Genomic DNA, 17,140 nt, shown 5'->3' with positions numbered 1-17,140 from the left:
GCCCGAGCCGAAGCGTCACCGCTTCGGCTCGGAAATCCCCTAGAGACCATGGCTACCATCGTAGCCGTTGACCGGCGGCGGCGCCCAGCCGGCCGGCAGGGTTTTCGGCTTGTAGATTTCGACGACCATGGGGTAACACGCCGCCGTGTCGGACGAGTGCTGCGCAGAGCAATCCCCACCCGGGCAGGCCGACATGCAGCCGAGAAGATCGATCTCGGCGAAAAACTCCAGATAGTCGTCCGGCCGCACCGGGCTCGCCTTCATGAAATACTGGCCGGTATCGCGCGTGAAGCCGGTGCACATGAAGACGTTCAGCACGTCGTGCACATAGGTTTCCGCCTCGCGCAGCGCCATGCCGGTCTTCGCCGCAAAGGCGCGGGTGAGGTTCGAGTGGCAGCAATGGTGGTACTGCCCGCCGTGGCTGAGCAGGTTGTGTGTATAGGGGTCGCAGCGCGTGCCGATCACGTCATGCACTGCGCCGCCGAACGCGTCGAAGCCGTACCAGTCGAGCGTGTCGTGCGTGATCGTCGCTATGGGGCGCAGATAGGGAAAATTGGAAAAGAGCTGGTCGCCGAGGCCGACATGGGTGCCGGCGAGCGCGCGCGTTTTGCCCGTGTAGAGCCGTTCCTTCAGATCCTGCGCATTGAAGAGGTTGAGGTCGCCCACCTGCGGCCCCTCGCTGCAGACAAGACGGCAGAAATGTCCGGCCGGCACCGACCAGGTGGCGGCCTCGCGCGGCGGTATGACAACCGTTTCGACAAGCGTCAGGTCGTCCCGGAGCGCGCGATAGGCCGCAAGGTCGGGACGCGGCAGGGTCTCGACCGGATAGCAGATCACCGGCTTGATCGCCTTGCGGGCGGCGGCGTCGCCGGGCGCCGCCGTGATGGGGGTGGGCTTCATCTTTCAGTCTCCATGTCGTGTCGCGCCGCCACCACAGGCATTGCGAGCCGCCGGCGACTATAGCCGGTTCCCGCCATCTGTCAGCCGTCCTTCGCCGACCCCGCGCGTCGCGATACAGGCGGATTTTTCCGGGAACCTTGCGGCACCGCCGGCATCCAATATGGTCCCGGAAGGAGAACAAGCATGCCCGTCTTGTCCAATGCCACCCCCGCCGCCGCCATCGAGGACGAAGCTCGCCTCGTCGCGCGCGCGGCCGCTGGCGACGCCGATGCGGTCCGCCGCATCATCAAGCACCACAACCAGCGCCTCTACCGTCTCGTGCGGGCCGTCATCCGCAACAATGCAGATGCGGAGGATGTGCTGCAGGAGGCCTATCTGAGGGCCTTCGCCCATCTTCAGGGCTTCAACGGCGAGGCCTCGCTGTCGACCTGGCTGTCGCGCATCGCCCTCAACACCGCCCTGATGCGCCTTCGCGCCGAGAAACGGCTGAAGCGCGCCGCGCCCCCGGCCGGCCCGACACAGGCCGAGATCATCCCCTTCCCGCTTGCCTCCTCCATCGAGGACCCGGAGCGCCTCATGGCCCAGCGACAACTCCTGCACCTCGTCGAGGAGGCGACCGACGCGCTTCCCGAAGCTTTCCGCCTCGTCTTCGTCGCCCGTGTCATCGAGGGCCTCAGCGTCGAAGAGGCTGCCGCGCTGCTCGACCTGCCGCCGGCCACCGTCAAGACACGGCTTCACCGCGCCCGCAAGCTGATCCGGGCACGGCTCGAGGCGCAGATCGGCCCGGTGCTGATCGACGCCTTCCCCTTTGCCGGCGCGCGCTGCGACCGGTTGACGGAGGCCGTCATTGCAAAACTCGGCCTTGCAGGCTGACGGGAACCCTGGCGGCGATGCGGCATCCAATGCTGCGTTACCGAAACAGGGCCGGCACCGCCGGCCAAGGAGAAACCCGATGAAGACCCTCATGACCACGCTCGGCGCCGCCTGCCTTGCCCTTGCCGCCTCCTTCGCCGGCGCCGCCGACAAGCCGACCGATCCCGAGATCGCCCATATCGCCTATAGCGCCGGGCTCATCGACGTGGAGGCCGCCAAGCTCGCTTTGTCGAAGACGAAGAATGCCGATGTGCTCGCCTTCGCCCAGTCGATGCAGAAGGACCACGAGGCCGTCAACGACATGGCCCTTGCCCTCGTCAAGAAGCTGAACGTGACGCCGCAGGACAACGCCACCAGCCAGGCCCTTGCCAGGGCCGCCGAGGACAAGCGCGCCGAACTCGCCAAGCTCGACGGCGCGGCCTTCGACAAGGCCTATATCAACAACGAGGTCACCTATCACGGCGAGGTCAACAAGGCGCTGGAAGCCCTGCTCATCCCCTCCGCGGAAAATGCCGAGCTGAAGAGCCTGCTCGAAACCGGCCTGAAACTCTTCCAGGGCCACCAGCAGCACGCCGAACATGTCGCGGCCGCCCTGAAATGACCATGCCCTCCCTCAGCCGGCGGCAGCTCCTTGCGACAGGCGCAGCCGTCCTCGCCAGCCATGCGCTTGCCCGCGCCCATAACGGCACCGTGCACGTCGCCATCGAAAAACTCGCCTTCCTGCCCGCCGACATAAAGGTCAAGGCCGGCGAGACCATCGAATGGACCAACCGGGATCCCTTTTCCCACACCGCCACCGTCAAGGGCGGCTGGGACATCCTGATCCCGCCCGGCAAGACGATCACGCACGTTGCCACCGCTGACGACAGCGTCGCCTACTACTGCCGCTTCCACCCCAACATGAAGGGAACGATCACCATCATTGCCTGACACCCTGCGCGCCGGGTGCGAACACAAGGCATACCCGGCCGACATTTGCAGCAGGGCAACGCTTTCCCCGGAAGGCGTTGCTTCCCCCCATCATCCGGCCTGCCTCCTGCAAACCTCAGCCGTCCGCGCGATGCAGTGTTCAGACGGCAATAATATTTACGCCTCCTAATGAAGCTGCTACTGTGACGCCTTCATTTCAGGCACTGCAGCACATTCACCGTTGGTCTTTCCCTCGAGGAACTGGTCATGCTCGTGAAAACTTTGCTCGCGTACGCAACGCTGGCGCTCGGCCTGTGCCTTTCATGCGCCTCCGCCAGCGCATCCACCACGACGCAGGCGATCCCCGCCGATACCTGTCAGGAGATGGCGGCCGGCGGCTCCCAACCTCTCGACAGCGCACCGGAAGGCAAGGCCGGCAGGCTGGCGCTGGTGATCGGTAACGCGGCTTATGGCGGCGGCATCGCACCGCTGCGCAATCCGGCCCGGGATGCCGCCGCGGTGACGGATGTGCTGCAAAAACTGAACTTCACCGTCTTCGTGGCGCTGGACGCCCGCGGCGCGACCATCCGCGACTGTGTGTTGCGCATGCAATCCGCCCTGTCGCCCGACGATATCGCCCTGGTCTACTATTCCGGACACGGCATACAGATCGATGACCGCAACTACATCGTCGCGACGGATGCCGAGGCCGGCGGCGCCCTTTCCGATGCCTTCGTCTATATCGACGAGATCATCGATGGCGTGAAGGCGAAGTCCGCCTCCATCCTCGTTTTCCTTGACGCCTGTCGCAACAATCCGTTCGCGCGCGAGGACGCCCAGGGCCTGTCGGCATCAACCGGCCGCAGCCTCGCGCGGGGGCTGGCAAAGGTGGATGTCAACACGCCGGGCGCGAGACAGGAGGCGCGCGGGATTTTCGTCGCCTACTCCACGTCGCCCAACGCGACGGCCTCGGATGGCGAGGGAGACCTGAGCCCGTTCACAACAGCCTTTGTCACGGCCGTCAAGACGCCCGGTTTTTCCGTCCAACGCGCCCTCAGCGAGGTCTCCCGAAGCGTCGGCGAAGCGACGGACTGGTCCCAGACACCATGGATAAAATCGTCGCTCACCGCCGAAATCCTGCTGAACGGCACGATGACATTCGAGGACGCGCAGTCGGCCTCCGAAAACCACGCGGGAGCATCGAAAAGGCTTCTCGGGAGGGGCGATGTCGAGGGCGCGATCGTGGAGGCTTTCCGGGGCCTTCCGCAGAGCATCGACGACAGGACCGCGGAACAGTTTCCCTTTGCCTATCAGGCGCTGACGGCGGCCACGCGCTCGAGCAGCATCGTCCTTCCCGTTCCCGCGAACAACATCCACGTCGTGGTCGCCAATGTGGGTGGCGACCGGGCCGTCGTCGCCTCCGTCGACCGCGAATATCGTGGCGTCGGAAAAGGCACGCTGGAGATCTGGGACACCGGCACGAAGACGGTGATCGGCATTCTGGGCGAGGTGGGAACCGCGGTCCCCAGCGTAAAATTCTCGGCGGACGGATCCCGCGTTGCCGCCTATCTCGGCAAGGGGATCACCAAGGTCGCCGATGCGGCGACGGGCAAGACCATCTCCACCATCAAGCTTTCCGCAGACCATCTGGGCCCGGCCTATGGCGGCCTCAATCCTCCCGTCCTGGTGTTCAGCCCGGATGGCGCCATTCTTGTCGGAACGCTCCACAAACAGGGTCTCGCCCTGGTGCAGGGCTGGGACGTGAACAGCGGCGCCAAGCGGTTTGAGTTCGACCTTGGAACGAAATGCAACGGACTGGCCAATACGGCGGGTTGGGCATTGACCCGGGGCTTTGCGGTCCTGAGTGCCGACGGCGCCTCCCTTTCGTTCGTCTGCACGAACACCTCTACCAATGTGCCCAAGCTGCTCGTCTTCGGGCACTGGTCGCTCGTGCAGAACAGCCTGGTCGGTTCTGGGGTCGTTCCGGTTTCAAAGGAACTCTATCCGATAGCCTTCGGCTTCAGTGCGGACGGAACGCGGATGGTCGCCACGCAACTCGACAACGGCGGATCCTATGAAATCCTCCTGTTCGATACACAGACCGGACAACAGATCGGAAAGGTGGAGAAGGGTCTCTACGCCTCCTTCTCGCCGGCGGGCGATCTCTATTCCGTCGTTGGCCAGACAGGCGCCGCCATCTTTTCGGCAAAGGATGGCAGGCGCGTCCAGGAGATGGCCGACTATGCCTACACCGTACCGGCGGCGTTTCGCGAACATGGGGAGAAGTTTGCCGACTACATCCTCCTCGACAACGACATGTCGACGCTGACGCATGACGTGTGGTGGCAGCCGCCGGATGGCCTTACCGTCGCGGACGCCGCACGCGCGCGGCTGACGGCCGAACAAAAGAACGAGGCCAAAGCCGGTGCCCTCGCCTACACCGAAATTCCATGAGGCCACGCACGCATACATTCCGAGGCAAAAACGCCTCTTCGAAAACAGGCGATCGGGACCGCGGCTGAACCGTTTTCGGATCGCTTGTTCCTGCCGGCGGGCAACATCCCCATCGGCCGACGGGGGGATACCACGACCGTAAGCACGCCCCGCCCGGGCAGCCACTGGACGACCACATGGCATGGCAACCATCTCTTCCACGCCGTGGTCGCTTCCCGGCCGATGCCGTCAAAGCTGATACCGCAACGTCTAGAGGATGAAATCGCTGGCTTTGAGGTCGATCACCCTATCGAGAACGATGGTGAAATCGGCCTTGCCGTCTCCGTTGACGTCACCATGGATATACGTGTTGCCCGCCTTCGTCTCGTAGCGCAGTTCCCCGGCCTTCTTTTGGAATTTTTCATCGCCGATGAAATCGAAGGACTGGTTCGCAGAACTCTTCGTGCTGGCATCGATAGCCTTCAGGTCGATCTTGTCGCCCTGGCTACGGCTGAAATCGAGGATCGTGTCGCGGCCCGAGGAGGCAACCGTTGTTTCCTTGATGGACTTGAAGATGAACGTATCCGCACCGGAGCCCCCCGATAGTTTGTCCGCGCCCTGCCCGCCATAGAGCCTGTCGTTTCCAGCGCCGCCGTTCAGGTTGTCGTTGCCCGCCCCGCCATCGAGCGTGTTCCGGCCGGCATTGCCGGTCAGCGTGTTGGCAAGGCTGTTGCCGGTTCCGTTGATGTTGTCCCTGCCCTCCAGCGTCAGGTTCTCGATATGGCTGGACAGCGCGTGGCTGACAACGGACTTGACGAGGTCGATACCCTCATCCGCCTTCTCGACGACGACATCGCCCTTTCCGACGATATAGGTGTCGTTGCCCTCGCCGCCGACCAGGCGGTCCGCACCGCCCTTGCCGTCAAGCACGTCCTTGCCGGCATAGCCATAGAGAACATCGGCGCCCTTGCTGCCGTCCAGCCTGTCGTTGCCGTCCGTGCCCTTGACCACATCGGGCGAGACGCCACGGACGGTGACCTTGAGGTCGGCCGTGGCCGTGCCGCCGTGGCCGTCAGACACGGTGTAGCGGATGACGACCGTACGGCTCTCCCCTTCGGCAAGGTTCTGGTTCGGCGCGCTCGTCGGGTCGTAGACCAGGCGGCCGTTCTCGATCGAGACGGAACCGAAGCCCGAGCGCACGGAGGCGGAAACAAGGCTCAGCGCGTCGCCCTCCTCCTCCCGTGCGGCGGCCAGCACATCGACGGTCAGTTTCTTGTCTTCGGCCGTCGCGGCCGTGCCGTTGGAGGGCAGCTCCGGATCGTCGTTGACGGCAGTGACGGTAAGCGTGAAATCGACGAAGGCGGTTCTGGCGCTCCCGTCCGTCGCGGTCACGCGCACGGTGATGCCGCTCGCATCGCCCGTCGGCGGCGTTCCGGAAAAGGTCCGCGTCGCCGGATTGAACACCAGCCAGCTCGGCAGGGCATTGCCGTTGGAGAGCTTTGCCGAATAGCTGAGCGTGTCGCCGGCATCGGCATCCGCAAAGGTGTTGGCCGGCACGGTGTAGCTGAAGGCCCGGTCCTCCGTCGCCTGCTGCGCCGCGATCGTGCCCACCGCCGTCGGCGCATCGTTGACGTTCTGCACCGTCAGGGTGAAATCGATGAAACCGACCGTCCGGTCTTCGTCGATCGCAAACAGGCGAATGGTGACCTCCCCGACATCGTCATTGTCGGGCGTGCCGGAAAAGGTCCGTGTCGCGGGATCGAAGGTGAGCCAGGCCGGAAGCGGGTCATGGTTCGTCAGAGACGCGGCATAGGTCATCGTGTCGCCGGCATCGACATCGATGAACGTATTGGCGGGAAGGGTGAGGCTGAACGCCGTATCCTCACTCGCCACCTGAGCAGCGATCGTCCCGTTCGGCTCCGGCGGATCGTTGACATTGTCGACCGTCAGCGTGAAATCGACGGAAACGCTTTCGCCGCCCCCATCGGTCGCGATCACGCGGATGCTGATCTCCCCGACATCGCCGTTCTCGGGCGTGCCGGAGAAGGTTCGGGTCTCGGGATCGAATTCCAGCCAGGCCGGCAGGTCGTCGCCATTGGCGAGTGTTGCCGTAAAGGTCAGCCGATCGAGCGCGTCGGCATCGGAGAAGGTGTTTGCGGCGAAGGTGAAGCTGAAGGCGCTGTCCTCCGTCGCCTGCTGCGCCGCGATCGTGTTGCCGACGGTCGGCGCGTCGTTGCCGACCCAGAAGGTGCGCTGGTAGAGGCCGAGCCCGTCGCCGTCCTGCCCGGCGGATTGCCAGGTCACGACCCAGCCGCCGTCCGGCAGGGCAGTGACCTTGATGACCTTCTGGTCGCCCTCCGTTTCGCCGTTGACCCGCGTCTCGCCGCCGACCGGCTGTCCGTTGGCACCATAGACCTGCTGGTAGACACCCAAGCCGCTGCCATCCTGATTGGTCGACTCCCAGGTCACGACCCAGCCGCCGCCCGTCAGCGCGACGACGGAGTGAACATATTGCCAGCCCTCGATGGTCGTGTTGACCATCGTTTCCGGGCCAAGCGCATCGCCGTTGGCGTCGTAGACCCTCTGGAAAAGGCTGTTGCTCATCCCCGCGCTGGTGTCGTCGTCGCCGACCCACGACACGACCCAACCGCCGCCTTCCAGAAGCGCTATCTGCACGAAGTTCTGCGGACCGTCACTGCCGCGATTGATCTGCGTGACGGTGCCAGCGTTGCCATTTTCGTCATAGACCCGCTGAAAGACCTCGCTGTTGAGCCCGCTTCCCGCGCTCCAGGCGACAATCCAGCCTCCGCCGGGGCGGACGATGACTTCATAGTACGGACCGTTGAGTGTCGACCCGCCCGTGTTCACGCCCTCGTTGGAACCGACCAGTGCACCATGCTCGTCAAAGACCTGCTGGTAGAGATTGTAGTCGCTTGCCACCCATGTCGCGACGAAGCCGCCGTTTGCGAATGGTGTGACCTTGGCGTTCTCCCAGAAAAGGCTCGACGTCTGGGTATCGACGCGCATTGCTGGCATGACCGGGTTGCCGTCGGCGTCGAATGTCGCGACGTGAACGCCTTCCGAGATAAAATAATCGGTCGACCAGATAGCCGCCCAGCCGCCATCCGGCAGGGCGACGATCTGCGCATCCTGCGGCCTGCCGAATTGAACGGCAATCACCAGACTGGCGCCTGCCGTTCCATCAGCCTGAAAGATTTGCGCCTGGAGGCTTTGATGGGAGATACCCCACATCGTCACCCAGCCGCCGTCGGTGAGCGCAACGACCTGCGGCGCCTCGAAATTTACGGCCGACCCGAGATCCGGACTGACCCGCGTCTCGGACCCGGCCGGCTCACCATGGGCGTCATAGGCCTGCTGGTAGATGTCATGGCCCTGCTGCCAGGTCACCACCCAGCCGCCATTGGAGAGTGCCGTGACGCTCTGCGCGGTCTGGTTCCCGCCGGTCGTGGTGTTGATCCGGCTTTCCGTCGTACTTCCAAACATAACGTTCCCCAAAATGTCATTCCCCTGCACAACGGGCGGCGCCAGTCCCGATGCCGGAAATCGTGTCCCTGCTGCCGTGGCGTCGTGTTGGCAACCAAAGCGTCCCGTGGGCGGGCGCTCGAAACCACGCTGTCGCTATCGACATTCGTCGGCCGCCGCCCTCGGCCAAGGCACGAATGCCGTTCCCCATTCCCGTGCGCGACATAGATAATCCCGCCGCCAGCGAAGGTCCTGATACGGCCGCCCCAGCTTTCTGAAATTTTCTGATTTTTTCTGAAACGACAGGCGAAGCGCTGAACTGGTCCCGCAAGTGCCCTCCTCCGGAGCCACGCTTCGGTGGTTTGCGGCCACGGCGGGTTCTCTTTGTTTGCGCTACAGCGCGGCGGACCGCTGCCTCCGTCAAGCAAACGGGCCGGCAGGATTTCGCCACGGCCCGCGCCATTCCTGACAAACACCGCGCCGGTAAGCCCGGCGATGGCGATGCGTCGGTTGCGCGCGCAAGGCTACCCCCGTGCGCAATCCAAATGCCATGGTGCGTCTTGATGAGGCCCTGGGAGCACTCGCTTGCGGAGTGTTATAATCGGACTGGGTGTGCTCGCAGGCCTCTTCACACACGAAGACAGCATAAATAGAAAGAAAGCATCGCTTAATTTTTCTAAAAGGAAAAAATGTGTTGCTATTTTTTTCTTAATTCCTATTCTCCCCTCATCGAGCCAGCCATACAAGAAGGACAGAATGCGCGCTGTATTGGACCGGATAGACAGGCACCTCACGAAACTGCTGTCGGACGACGGTCGTGACGGGGTCAATGATTTGGCGGAGCGTCTGGGCCTCAGCCCCCCGACCGTGCGGGCGCGCCTGAAATCCTTGATCGAGCGGAACCTGCTGAAGATCGTCGGCGTGCTGAACATATCGGAGCGGCCCGAACTCGTGTGCGCGATGGTTGGCATCCGCGCAAATGGCCATGGCCGGCTGAACGAGATTGCCAAAAAGATTTCCGAATTGCCCTATGTGGCCTCCGTCAGCCTCGTGACCGGCCGCTACGACATCATTGCCGAAGTGCTGTTCGAAGGGGACATGGACGAACTCTACCGGGTTACCAGCGAGCTGCTGCCCGGCCTGGAGGAACCAGGCGTGATCCGCAGCAGCGAAACCTTCGTGGTGATGAAATCACACAACAAATGGCTCAGCTTGCCGAAAGGCGTCTGGGACGACGAAATCGGCAGAGACGACCTCGCTGCAGATCCGGGCCGGGAGTGATGGGCGGCCTGTAGGAAGCAAAGGCCGGGAGGTCCGGTATTTCAATAAATGGGAGAGGATGAATGAGCAAACTCAATGCGTTTGTTCTGACGGCGACGCTTGCCGTCATGACACAGGCCGCAGGTGCAACTTCGGTCAATGCCGGCACGCTGGACGACATCATTGCACGCGGCGAATTGCGCGTCGCAGTGCAAACCCAGGGGCCTCCCTTCTCGTTCATGGACAAGAGCGGCAACAGGACCGGCAGCGCCATCGATCTGACAACGCTGATGGCAAAGGAGATGGGCGTCAAGGTCGTCTATCTCGACTTCGACTGGGACGGCCTGCTGCCGGCGCTGATGTCCGGCAAGGCAGACATTCTCGCTGCAGACATGACGCCGACGCTGGCGCGTGCAACCAAAGTCGGTTTTACCAAGCCTTTCATGTATGTTGGCGCTGTCGCCTTCAGCAAGGGCGACGGTGCGTTCAAGACCGTCGAGGATTGCAGGGCGCCCGGCACGACGATCGCGGTGCTCCTCGGTTCGACCGGCGAGAAACTCGCTCCGGTGGCATTCCCGCAAGGTCAGGTCAAATCGTTCAAGGGCTCGGGTACCCTGCTCCTGGACGCGGTCGCTTCAGGCCAGGCTGATTGCGGACTGAACGACAGCTCGGCCGTCGCGGCGCAAACGGCCACATACGGTGCCGGCACGTTCACGGTTTTTCCGGACCTCCTTTCCAAGGAACCGCTGGCCTATGCTGTGCGGTATGACTCGATGGATCTCCTTACCTGGGCAAACCTGTTCATCGACAACACCACGCTCGACGGGCGGCTTCAGGAAAACCTCAACTATTGGGTAAACTCGGACAAGTGGAAAGCCGAGCACTAGAGTCCGTCAGCGTCGTACTGAATCTGACAGCTTCAGCGTTCTTTGTTTTCGTTTGTCTTCTCGGGCAAGCCGGATTCCACTTTTCCCTGACAAACTCTCGTTCCGAGCGCCGACATCACGGGCGGATGACTGCCCGTGATCGCGCGCCGCATCCTGCCTTGAAAATCGGTGCCATGTTTGGAAACCTGAATACGCGTGTGATGCTGGAATACCTGCCGGACATCTGGCAGGGTTTTCTCGCGACGCTCCTGTTGTCGGCTGCCGGTTTTGCCGGGGCCATTGTTCTCGGCATCATTGCCTGCGCTCTCAGCATCCAGCCGCTGCGCTGGCTCAAATGGCCTGCCGTGGCCTATGTCGATGCAATTCGCGCGACACCGTTGTTGGCGCAACTCTACTTTCTGTATTTCGGATTGCCCCGCCTCGGCATTCTGGTGCCGGAAATCGTGATCGGGGTCATCGCGCTGTCCTTGAACTCCGGTGCCTACGTCGCCGAAATTGTCCGCTCGGGGATTCTCTCGATCCAGCGCGGGCAGATCGAGGCGGCGATGAGCACCGGGCTGACCTATCTGCAGCGCATGCGGTTGATTGTCCTTCCGCAAGCCGTGCGGCCCACGGTGTCGCCACTGATCGGCCAGGCCATCGTGCTGGTCAAGGACTCGTCCCTGCTGTCGCTCATCTCGGTGGTGGAGCTGACGCGCGCCGGGCAGATGATCGCCATCGATCGTTTCATGCCGGTCGAAGGCCTCGTTGCAACGGCACTTGCCTATCTCGTTTTGTACTACACCCTGAAAGCACTGGCGGGCCTTTGGGCACACCAGAGCCAGCATCCCGGCAAGGCCTGAGGGAGGGGCGGAGATGGTATGGTTCCAGATTGACCAGGCAATCGGCTACTGGCCCGTTTTGCTGAAGGGCATCGGCATGACGGTGTCGCTATCCGCGCTGAGCCTTGTCATAGGCGTTGCCGTCGGCTTCGCATTCGGCATCGTTCGCGCGGGATCGCAACGCTGGCTTTCGCAGCTGGTGGGTCTCTATGTGGATTTCTTTAGAGGCACGCCGTTCCTCGTCCAGGTGTTCCTCGTCTTTTTCATTTTGCCCGAAACGGGAATAGAATTGAGCGCCTTCTGGGCGGGCGTGGTCGCCCTGTCGAATGCCGCCGCCTGCTTCATCGGAGAGATCGTCGCATCAGGCATCAAAGCCGTACCGCCGGGGCAATCGGAAGCGGCGGCGGCCTCGGGTCTGACCCGCACCCAGCAGATGCGCCACGTCATCCTGCCGCAGGCCACCCGGATCGTGACCCCGTCCCTCGTCGGGCAGTTCGTGCTGTTGATCAAGGATTCGTCCGTCGTCTCCGCCATCGGCCTGCTGGATCTGACGCGGGCGGGCTGGGTGATGGTGCAGTCGATCCCCAACGGCCTTCTCGTCTTCGCGATCGTGGGCCTGTCGTACTTCGTGATCTGCTACCCGCTGATCTATCTGGCGCGCCGTATGGAAGGCCAGGGCCAGCCCACGGCCCTGTGACGGGAATGCCATGACTGTCACGACCTTGTTCCCACTGGATATCACCCCATGATCGAGTTTCAATCTCTCAACAAATGGTATGGCCCCCTGCACGTCCTGAACGATGTCAATCTCAGCGTTGGCAAGGGGGAGGTCGTCGTGGTCTGTGGCCCGTCCGGGTCGGGTAAAAGCACGCTGATCAGATGTGTCAATGGCCTGGAGACGTTTCAAAAAGGCGGCCTGACCGTCGATGGCGCAAGGCTCGGCACCCCTGAAACGCGGTTGCGCAATCTGCGGATGGAGGTTGGTTTCGTGTTCCAGCAGTTCAACCTGTATCCGCACAAAACTGCCCTGGAGAATGTGGTCCTCGCGCCGGTCCACGTGCGCAAGCTTCCCAGAGCCGAGGCTGAGGCGCGCGGCCGGGCCCTGCTGGAAAAGGTCGGCCTCGGCGATAAGATGGGCAACTATCCCCATCAGCTCTCCGGCGGCCAGCAGCAACGGGTCGCTATCGTCAGGTCGCTGGCGATGCAACCCAAAATCATGCTGTTCGATGAGCCGACCTCTGCGCTGGACCCCGAGATGATCAATGAAGTGCTGGATGTGATGGTGTCGCTCGCGCGGGAAGGCATGACGATGATGGTCGTGACTCACGAAATGGGTTTCGCCCGGCGGGTGGCCGATCGGGTCATCTTCATGGATCGCGGCGCCATCGTCGAAGCTGCAAAACCAGAGATATTCTTCACCGCGCCGCAAAACGACCGGACGCGGGATTTCCTCGGCAAGATCCTGCAGCACTAGGGTCGAAACCCTGTCAATTCGGGTGGGATGTTCCATGCAAACGCGTGTGAATGAAACTGCGCCTTTGGCGATTGCCATCGTTGGCGCGGGCATCGTGGGATGCGCGACCGCTTTCGCCCTGGCCCTCGACGGCCACAGGGTGACAGTGTTCGATCCTGACCTGCCGGGAGCCGGCACCTCCTCCGGCAATGCAGGCGGCATTGTTACCGGCTCCGTGACGCCGACTGCGACGCCGGATGTCCTGCGTGCCCTTCCGTCCTATCTGCTGGATCGGTCTTCCCCCGCGGTCCTTCGCATGCGCCATTCAATTCGCGTGCTGCCTTGGCTTGTGCGCTTCATCCGCGCCGCCAGGCCGGCCGAGGTCGATCGGATCTCGGCGGCACTCCATCCGCTCGTCTCGCAGTCCCTTGCCGCGCATCAAACCCTCGCGTCGCGATGCGGTGCCCAGTCGTTGATTGGCCAGGAGGGTTGGTTGAAGGTCTATGGCTCGCAACAGGAGTTCGAGGCCACCGCGCTGGATCGCCGTCTGATGGATCGTTTTGGGGTTCGCTACACGATCCTCGACCGCAAGGCCCTGACCGATCTGGAGCCAAACCTCGACCCTTCCCTTTGCCTTTTCGGGCTTCATCAATTCGAGAGCGGCTTCGTGCGCAACCCCGGGGCCTTGGCCAACGCCTATCTTGAAGGCGCGTCGCGATTGGGTGCCGTGCATTTGCGCCGGCATGTCAAAGGCGTTGCACGCGGGCCTCAAGCGGGCGCCACAGTCCATGCCGAGGACGGGGTGCGCAGTTTCGATCGTTTGGTCATTGCGGCAGGGGCCTGGTCGGCCAATTTGGTGCGGCAGGTCGGCGACCGCGTAAGCCTGGATACCGAGCGCGGATACCACATCGCATTCGGAGAAGAGACGGGCCGGCTGCTGCGCGGTCCGGTGGTCATCCCACGCTTGTCGCTGGTGCTTTCGCCGATGCACGACGGGGTTCGCCTGGTAAGCGGCGATGAACTCGCCGGGCTGAAGGCGCCGCCGAACTATTCCCGGATACGGGCACTCATCCCGTCGGCCAGAAGCGCTCTTCCCGCCTTGAAAGACAGAATGCCCGTAACCGAGTGGATGGGCTTCCGGCCATCCACACCGGACTCGCTGCCCGTGATCGGCCCGTCACCTCGCAACCCCGATGTTTTCTATGCATTCGGCCATGGCCATCTCGGATTGACGATGGCCGCACGCACGGCGGAACTGGTGCGCGACGGCATGACGGACCATCGTTCGAAGCCGCAACTGGCGCCCTATCTGATCGACCGCTTTGGCTGAGTGCCGATTTGTGCCCGGAGCCGGTTCGCAGGCCAGTTCCCTCCATGGGTTTGCGCTCGCGGCCGGCAGCAGGAAACGGATTTCGCAGGGTGCCGCCGGTGGAGGCCGACTGCCTTCGTCTACATTTCGGAAAAAATGTGCTTCAGGTTCCGCCCCAGCGTCACGGTCCGCGCGACCATCAGCACGATCATCCCCATCCAAAGACCGTGGTTGCCCCAGATCTGCTGGAGACCATAGGCCGACACGAGGAAGATGGCTGTCGAAATGAACATGCTGTTGCGCAGGTCCCGCGTGCGGATCGCGCCGATGAACACGCCGTCGAGCATGTAGCCGAAAACCGAGATGAGAGGCAGGGCGATGACGTAGGGCAGGAACTGGGTAGCTGTGGCGCGCACGTCCTCCTGATTGGTCAGAAGCGCGATGATCTGCGAGCCCGCCACGGCATAACAAAGCGAAAACAGGAGGGCGACCAGCCCCGACCAAAGGAATGCGGCCCTGATCACCCGGCGCAGCGCTTCCCGGCGGCGAGCGCCGATCGCCGAGCCGACGAGCGTTTCCGTGGCATGCGCGAAACCGTCGAGACCGTAGGACGTGATGCCGTGGAGGTTCAGGAGAACCGCGTTGGCGGCCAGGATGGCATCGCCTTCCGCAGCGCCGCTGCGGGCGAACCAGCCGAAGCAGATCAGGAGAAGCAGGCTGCGCAGGAATATGTCGCGGTTGACCGCGACCAGCCGGCGAAAGGCGGCTCCATCCAGCAGGTCCCGCCACGCCAGCGCAGGATTTGCCCTGAATGGCCGAACGATGGCCAGACCGATGATGAAGGCTGCCCACTCTGCAAGAGCGGTGCCGGCGCCGATACCGGCAACGCCCCAGTCGAAGACGAGGACGAGCGCCAGCGTCGCGGCCAGGTTGATCACGTTGAGGGCGATCTGAAGGGCAAGCGAAATCATCACGCGCTGGCGACCGAGGAGATAACCGAGCAGGACGAAGTTCCCAAGAGATGCAGGCGCCGACCAGATTCGGGCAAAGGCATATGCGGCGGCACTCTCGTAGACCGCCTCGCTTCCACCAAGAAGGGCAAGCCCGGTCTCGATGATCGGCTTCTGCAACAGGACGATGGCCCCGCCACCGGCCGCGGCGACGAGAAGGGCCCGCAGCAGGTGCTTGCGCACGAGGGCGCTATCATCCGCGCCCCAGGCCTGGGCGACCAGACCGGTCGTCGCCATCCGCAGGAAGCTGAAGCTCCAGAAGAGGAAATTGAACAGCACCCCGCCCAGCGCCACGCCGCCCAGGAACCACGGCCCGGGAAGATGCCCCGCCACCATCGTATCGACCAGCGACAATACCGGCTGCGCCAGATTGGCCAGAATGATGGGAAGCGCCAGGGTGAGCATCCGGCGGTCCCAGTTTTCGTGTTGGTCGACAGGTAACGGAATGTTCATTGTTCGAAGGCCCCGGCGGAAACCAAACAGCGGCCGCGTCCGCCTGACCTGATGTCATCGCAATTTCGTGTGCCGGCGTTTCCGATCCGGCCCGCCGGCACGGTTTTCCGCGCTTACCAATCCATGACGACCTTGCCCGAACTGCCCGTGCGCATCGCCTCGAACCCTGCCTGATAGTCATCGATGGCAATCCGGTGGGTGATCAGGCCGGAAACATCCAGGGGACCCTGAACCAGGGCGATCATCTTGTACCAGGTCTCGTACATCTCGCGGCCGTAGATGCCCTTGAGGTGCAGCATCTTGAAGATGACCTTGTTCCAGTCGATCTCGAATCCGGTCGGGGCGATGCCGAGAATGGCGATCTTGCCGCCATTGTTCATCGTGTCGATCATGTCGCGGAAGGCCGGTGCCGCGCCCGACATCTCGAGGCCGACGTCGAAACCTTCCGTCATGCCGATGGTCGGCATCACGTCCTTGAGCTTTTCCCGCGACGCATCGACGACGTAGCGCACGCCCATCTTGCGGGCGAGTTCCAGGCGGACCGGATTGATATCGGTGATGACGACCTTCCGCGCACCGGCACATTGGGCGACCAACGCCCCCATGATGCCGATCGGCCCGGCACCGGTGACGAGCACATCCTCGCCGACGAGATCGAAGGACAGCGCGGTGTGCACGGCATTGCCGAGCGGATCGAAGATCGCGGCGATCTCATCCGGAACGTCATCCGGGATCGGCACGACATTCTCCTGCGGTATCGCAAGATATTCGGCAAAGGCGCCCGGCCGGTTGACGCCGACGCCCAGCGTGTTGCGGCACAGGTGCCCGCGGCCCGCACGGCAGTTGCGGCAATGGCCGCAGACGATGTGCCCCTCGCCCGAAACCCGTTGCCCGACCTTGTACTGCGTGACAGCCGACCCGAAATCCGCGATCGTGCCGACGAATTCGTGGCCCGTCACCATCTGGACCGGAACGGTCTTCTGCGCCCACTGGTCCCAGTTGTAGATGTGGACATCGGTCCCGCAGATCGCGGTCTTCCGGATCTTGATCAGGACGTCGTTCGGGCCGATGTCCGGAACGGGAACCTCCTCCATCCAGATTCCCGGCTCGGACTTCGCCTTCACCAGCGCTCGCATTGTGTTCGACATGTGTTCGTCTCAGCCCTTCGTGGCTCACGCCGCCCCGCAAACGGGGCCGTATCTGTTTCAGAATGGGCCGGCAGCACCGCCGCTTCCGGAAGGCGGCTGCCGGCAACCTGCCGTTTATCCGATCACGCCGAGCTCACGCCCGACCTCTGCGAAGACGTCGATGGCCTTGCGGACATCCGCCTCGCCGTGCGCCGCCGACAT

The 17,140-nt window shown here is 63.1% G+C and carries 14 protein-coding genes; 10 read left to right on the top strand and 4 right to left on the bottom strand.

The window, feature by feature from the left end:
- Positions 1 to 39 precede the first annotated feature (39 nt).
- Entirely contained in the window at positions 40 to 900 is an 861-nt protein-coding gene (locus tag EXZ48_RS07820) for a DUF1989 domain-containing protein (RefSeq protein WP_050744450.1), read from the bottom strand.
- Positions 901 to 1,083: 183 nt separating this feature from the next.
- Between EXZ48_RS07820 and EXZ48_RS07815 the strand changes: the two genes are divergently transcribed.
- From EXZ48_RS07815 to EXZ48_RS07800, 4 genes are all read left to right on the top strand, one after another.
- Complete coding sequence (locus tag EXZ48_RS07815) at positions 1,084 to 1,773, top strand: RNA polymerase sigma factor (RefSeq protein ID WP_130515187.1); 690 nt, start codon at positions 1,084 to 1,086, stop codon at positions 1,771 to 1,773.
- Between the two features lie 79 nt (positions 1,774 to 1,852).
- Positions 1,853 to 2,374, top strand: a complete 522-nt coding sequence (locus EXZ48_RS07810; RefSeq protein ID WP_023513153.1) for a DUF4142 domain-containing protein — start codon at positions 1,853 to 1,855, stop codon at positions 2,372 to 2,374.
- A gap of 2 nt (positions 2,375 to 2,376) precedes the next feature.
- A complete protein-coding gene (locus EXZ48_RS07805; protein WP_130515185.1) occupies positions 2,377 to 2,703 on the top strand; it encodes a cupredoxin domain-containing protein in 327 nt (108 codons plus the stop codon).
- 246 nt (positions 2,704 to 2,949) lie between these two features.
- Positions 2,950 to 5,136 (top strand): caspase family protein, encoded by a 2,187-nt coding sequence (locus EXZ48_RS07800; protein WP_130515183.1) that lies wholly within the window; start codon positions 2,950 to 2,952, stop codon positions 5,134 to 5,136.
- A gap of 249 nt (positions 5,137 to 5,385) precedes the next feature.
- On the opposite strand, the gene EXZ48_RS35880 is transcribed toward EXZ48_RS07800, so the two are convergent.
- Positions 5,386 to 8,619 (bottom strand): putative Ig domain-containing protein, encoded by a 3,234-nt coding sequence (locus tag EXZ48_RS35880; RefSeq protein WP_130515181.1) that lies wholly within the window; start codon positions 8,617 to 8,619, stop codon positions 5,386 to 5,388.
- Between the two features lie 735 nt (positions 8,620 to 9,354).
- Between EXZ48_RS35880 and EXZ48_RS07790 the strand changes: the two genes are divergently transcribed.
- The 6 genes from EXZ48_RS07790 (at position 9,355) to EXZ48_RS07765 (ending at position 14,349) form a co-directional block, all read left to right on the top strand.
- On the top strand, positions 9,355 to 9,879 hold the full coding sequence (locus EXZ48_RS07790) for an Lrp/AsnC family transcriptional regulator (protein WP_023516600.1): 525 nt from the start codon (positions 9,355 to 9,357) through the stop codon (positions 9,877 to 9,879).
- A gap of 62 nt (positions 9,880 to 9,941) precedes the next feature.
- Positions 9,942 to 10,745, top strand: a complete 804-nt coding sequence (locus EXZ48_RS07785) for an ABC transporter substrate-binding protein (RefSeq protein WP_050744444.1) — start codon at positions 9,942 to 9,944, stop codon at positions 10,743 to 10,745.
- Positions 10,746 to 10,870: 125 nt separating this feature from the next.
- Entirely contained in the window at positions 10,871 to 11,587 is a 717-nt protein-coding gene (locus tag EXZ48_RS07780) for an amino acid ABC transporter permease (RefSeq protein WP_245461971.1), read from the top strand.
- 13 nt (positions 11,588 to 11,600) lie between these two features.
- On the top strand, positions 11,601 to 12,263 hold the full coding sequence (locus EXZ48_RS07775; protein ID WP_130515179.1) for an amino acid ABC transporter permease: 663 nt from the start codon (positions 11,601 to 11,603) through the stop codon (positions 12,261 to 12,263).
- Between the two features lie 48 nt (positions 12,264 to 12,311).
- Positions 12,312 to 13,040, top strand: a complete 729-nt coding sequence (locus EXZ48_RS07770) for an amino acid ABC transporter ATP-binding protein (protein ID WP_130515177.1) — start codon at positions 12,312 to 12,314, stop codon at positions 13,038 to 13,040.
- A 34-nt stretch (positions 13,041 to 13,074) separates the two neighbouring features.
- On the top strand, positions 13,075 to 14,349 hold the full coding sequence (locus EXZ48_RS07765; RefSeq protein WP_130515175.1) for an FAD-binding oxidoreductase: 1,275 nt from the start codon (positions 13,075 to 13,077) through the stop codon (positions 14,347 to 14,349).
- A gap of 119 nt (positions 14,350 to 14,468) precedes the next feature.
- Here EXZ48_RS07765 and EXZ48_RS07760 read toward each other — a convergent pair whose 3' ends face one another.
- Both EXZ48_RS07760 and tdh read right to left on the bottom strand, forming a co-directional pair.
- The gene (locus EXZ48_RS07760; protein WP_207900374.1) at positions 14,469 to 15,743 is read right to left on the bottom strand and encodes an MATE family efflux transporter; all 1,275 of its coding nucleotides are present in this window, start codon (positions 15,741 to 15,743) and stop codon (positions 14,469 to 14,471) included.
- Between the two features lie 161 nt (positions 15,744 to 15,904).
- The gene (gene tdh, locus EXZ48_RS07755; RefSeq protein WP_024270495.1) at positions 15,905 to 16,939 is read right to left on the bottom strand and encodes an L-threonine 3-dehydrogenase; all 1,035 of its coding nucleotides are present in this window, start codon (positions 16,937 to 16,939) and stop codon (positions 15,905 to 15,907) included.
- Between the last annotated feature and the right edge of the window lie 201 nt (positions 16,940 to 17,140).

The sequence above is a fragment of the Shinella sp. JR1-6 genome (assembly GCF_004284735.1).
GTDB lineage: Bacteria > Pseudomonadota > Alphaproteobacteria > Rhizobiales > Rhizobiaceae > Shinella.
The sequence above is the reverse complement of the archived record's forward strand: the minus strand, read 5'-3'. Positions and strand labels throughout refer to the sequence as shown.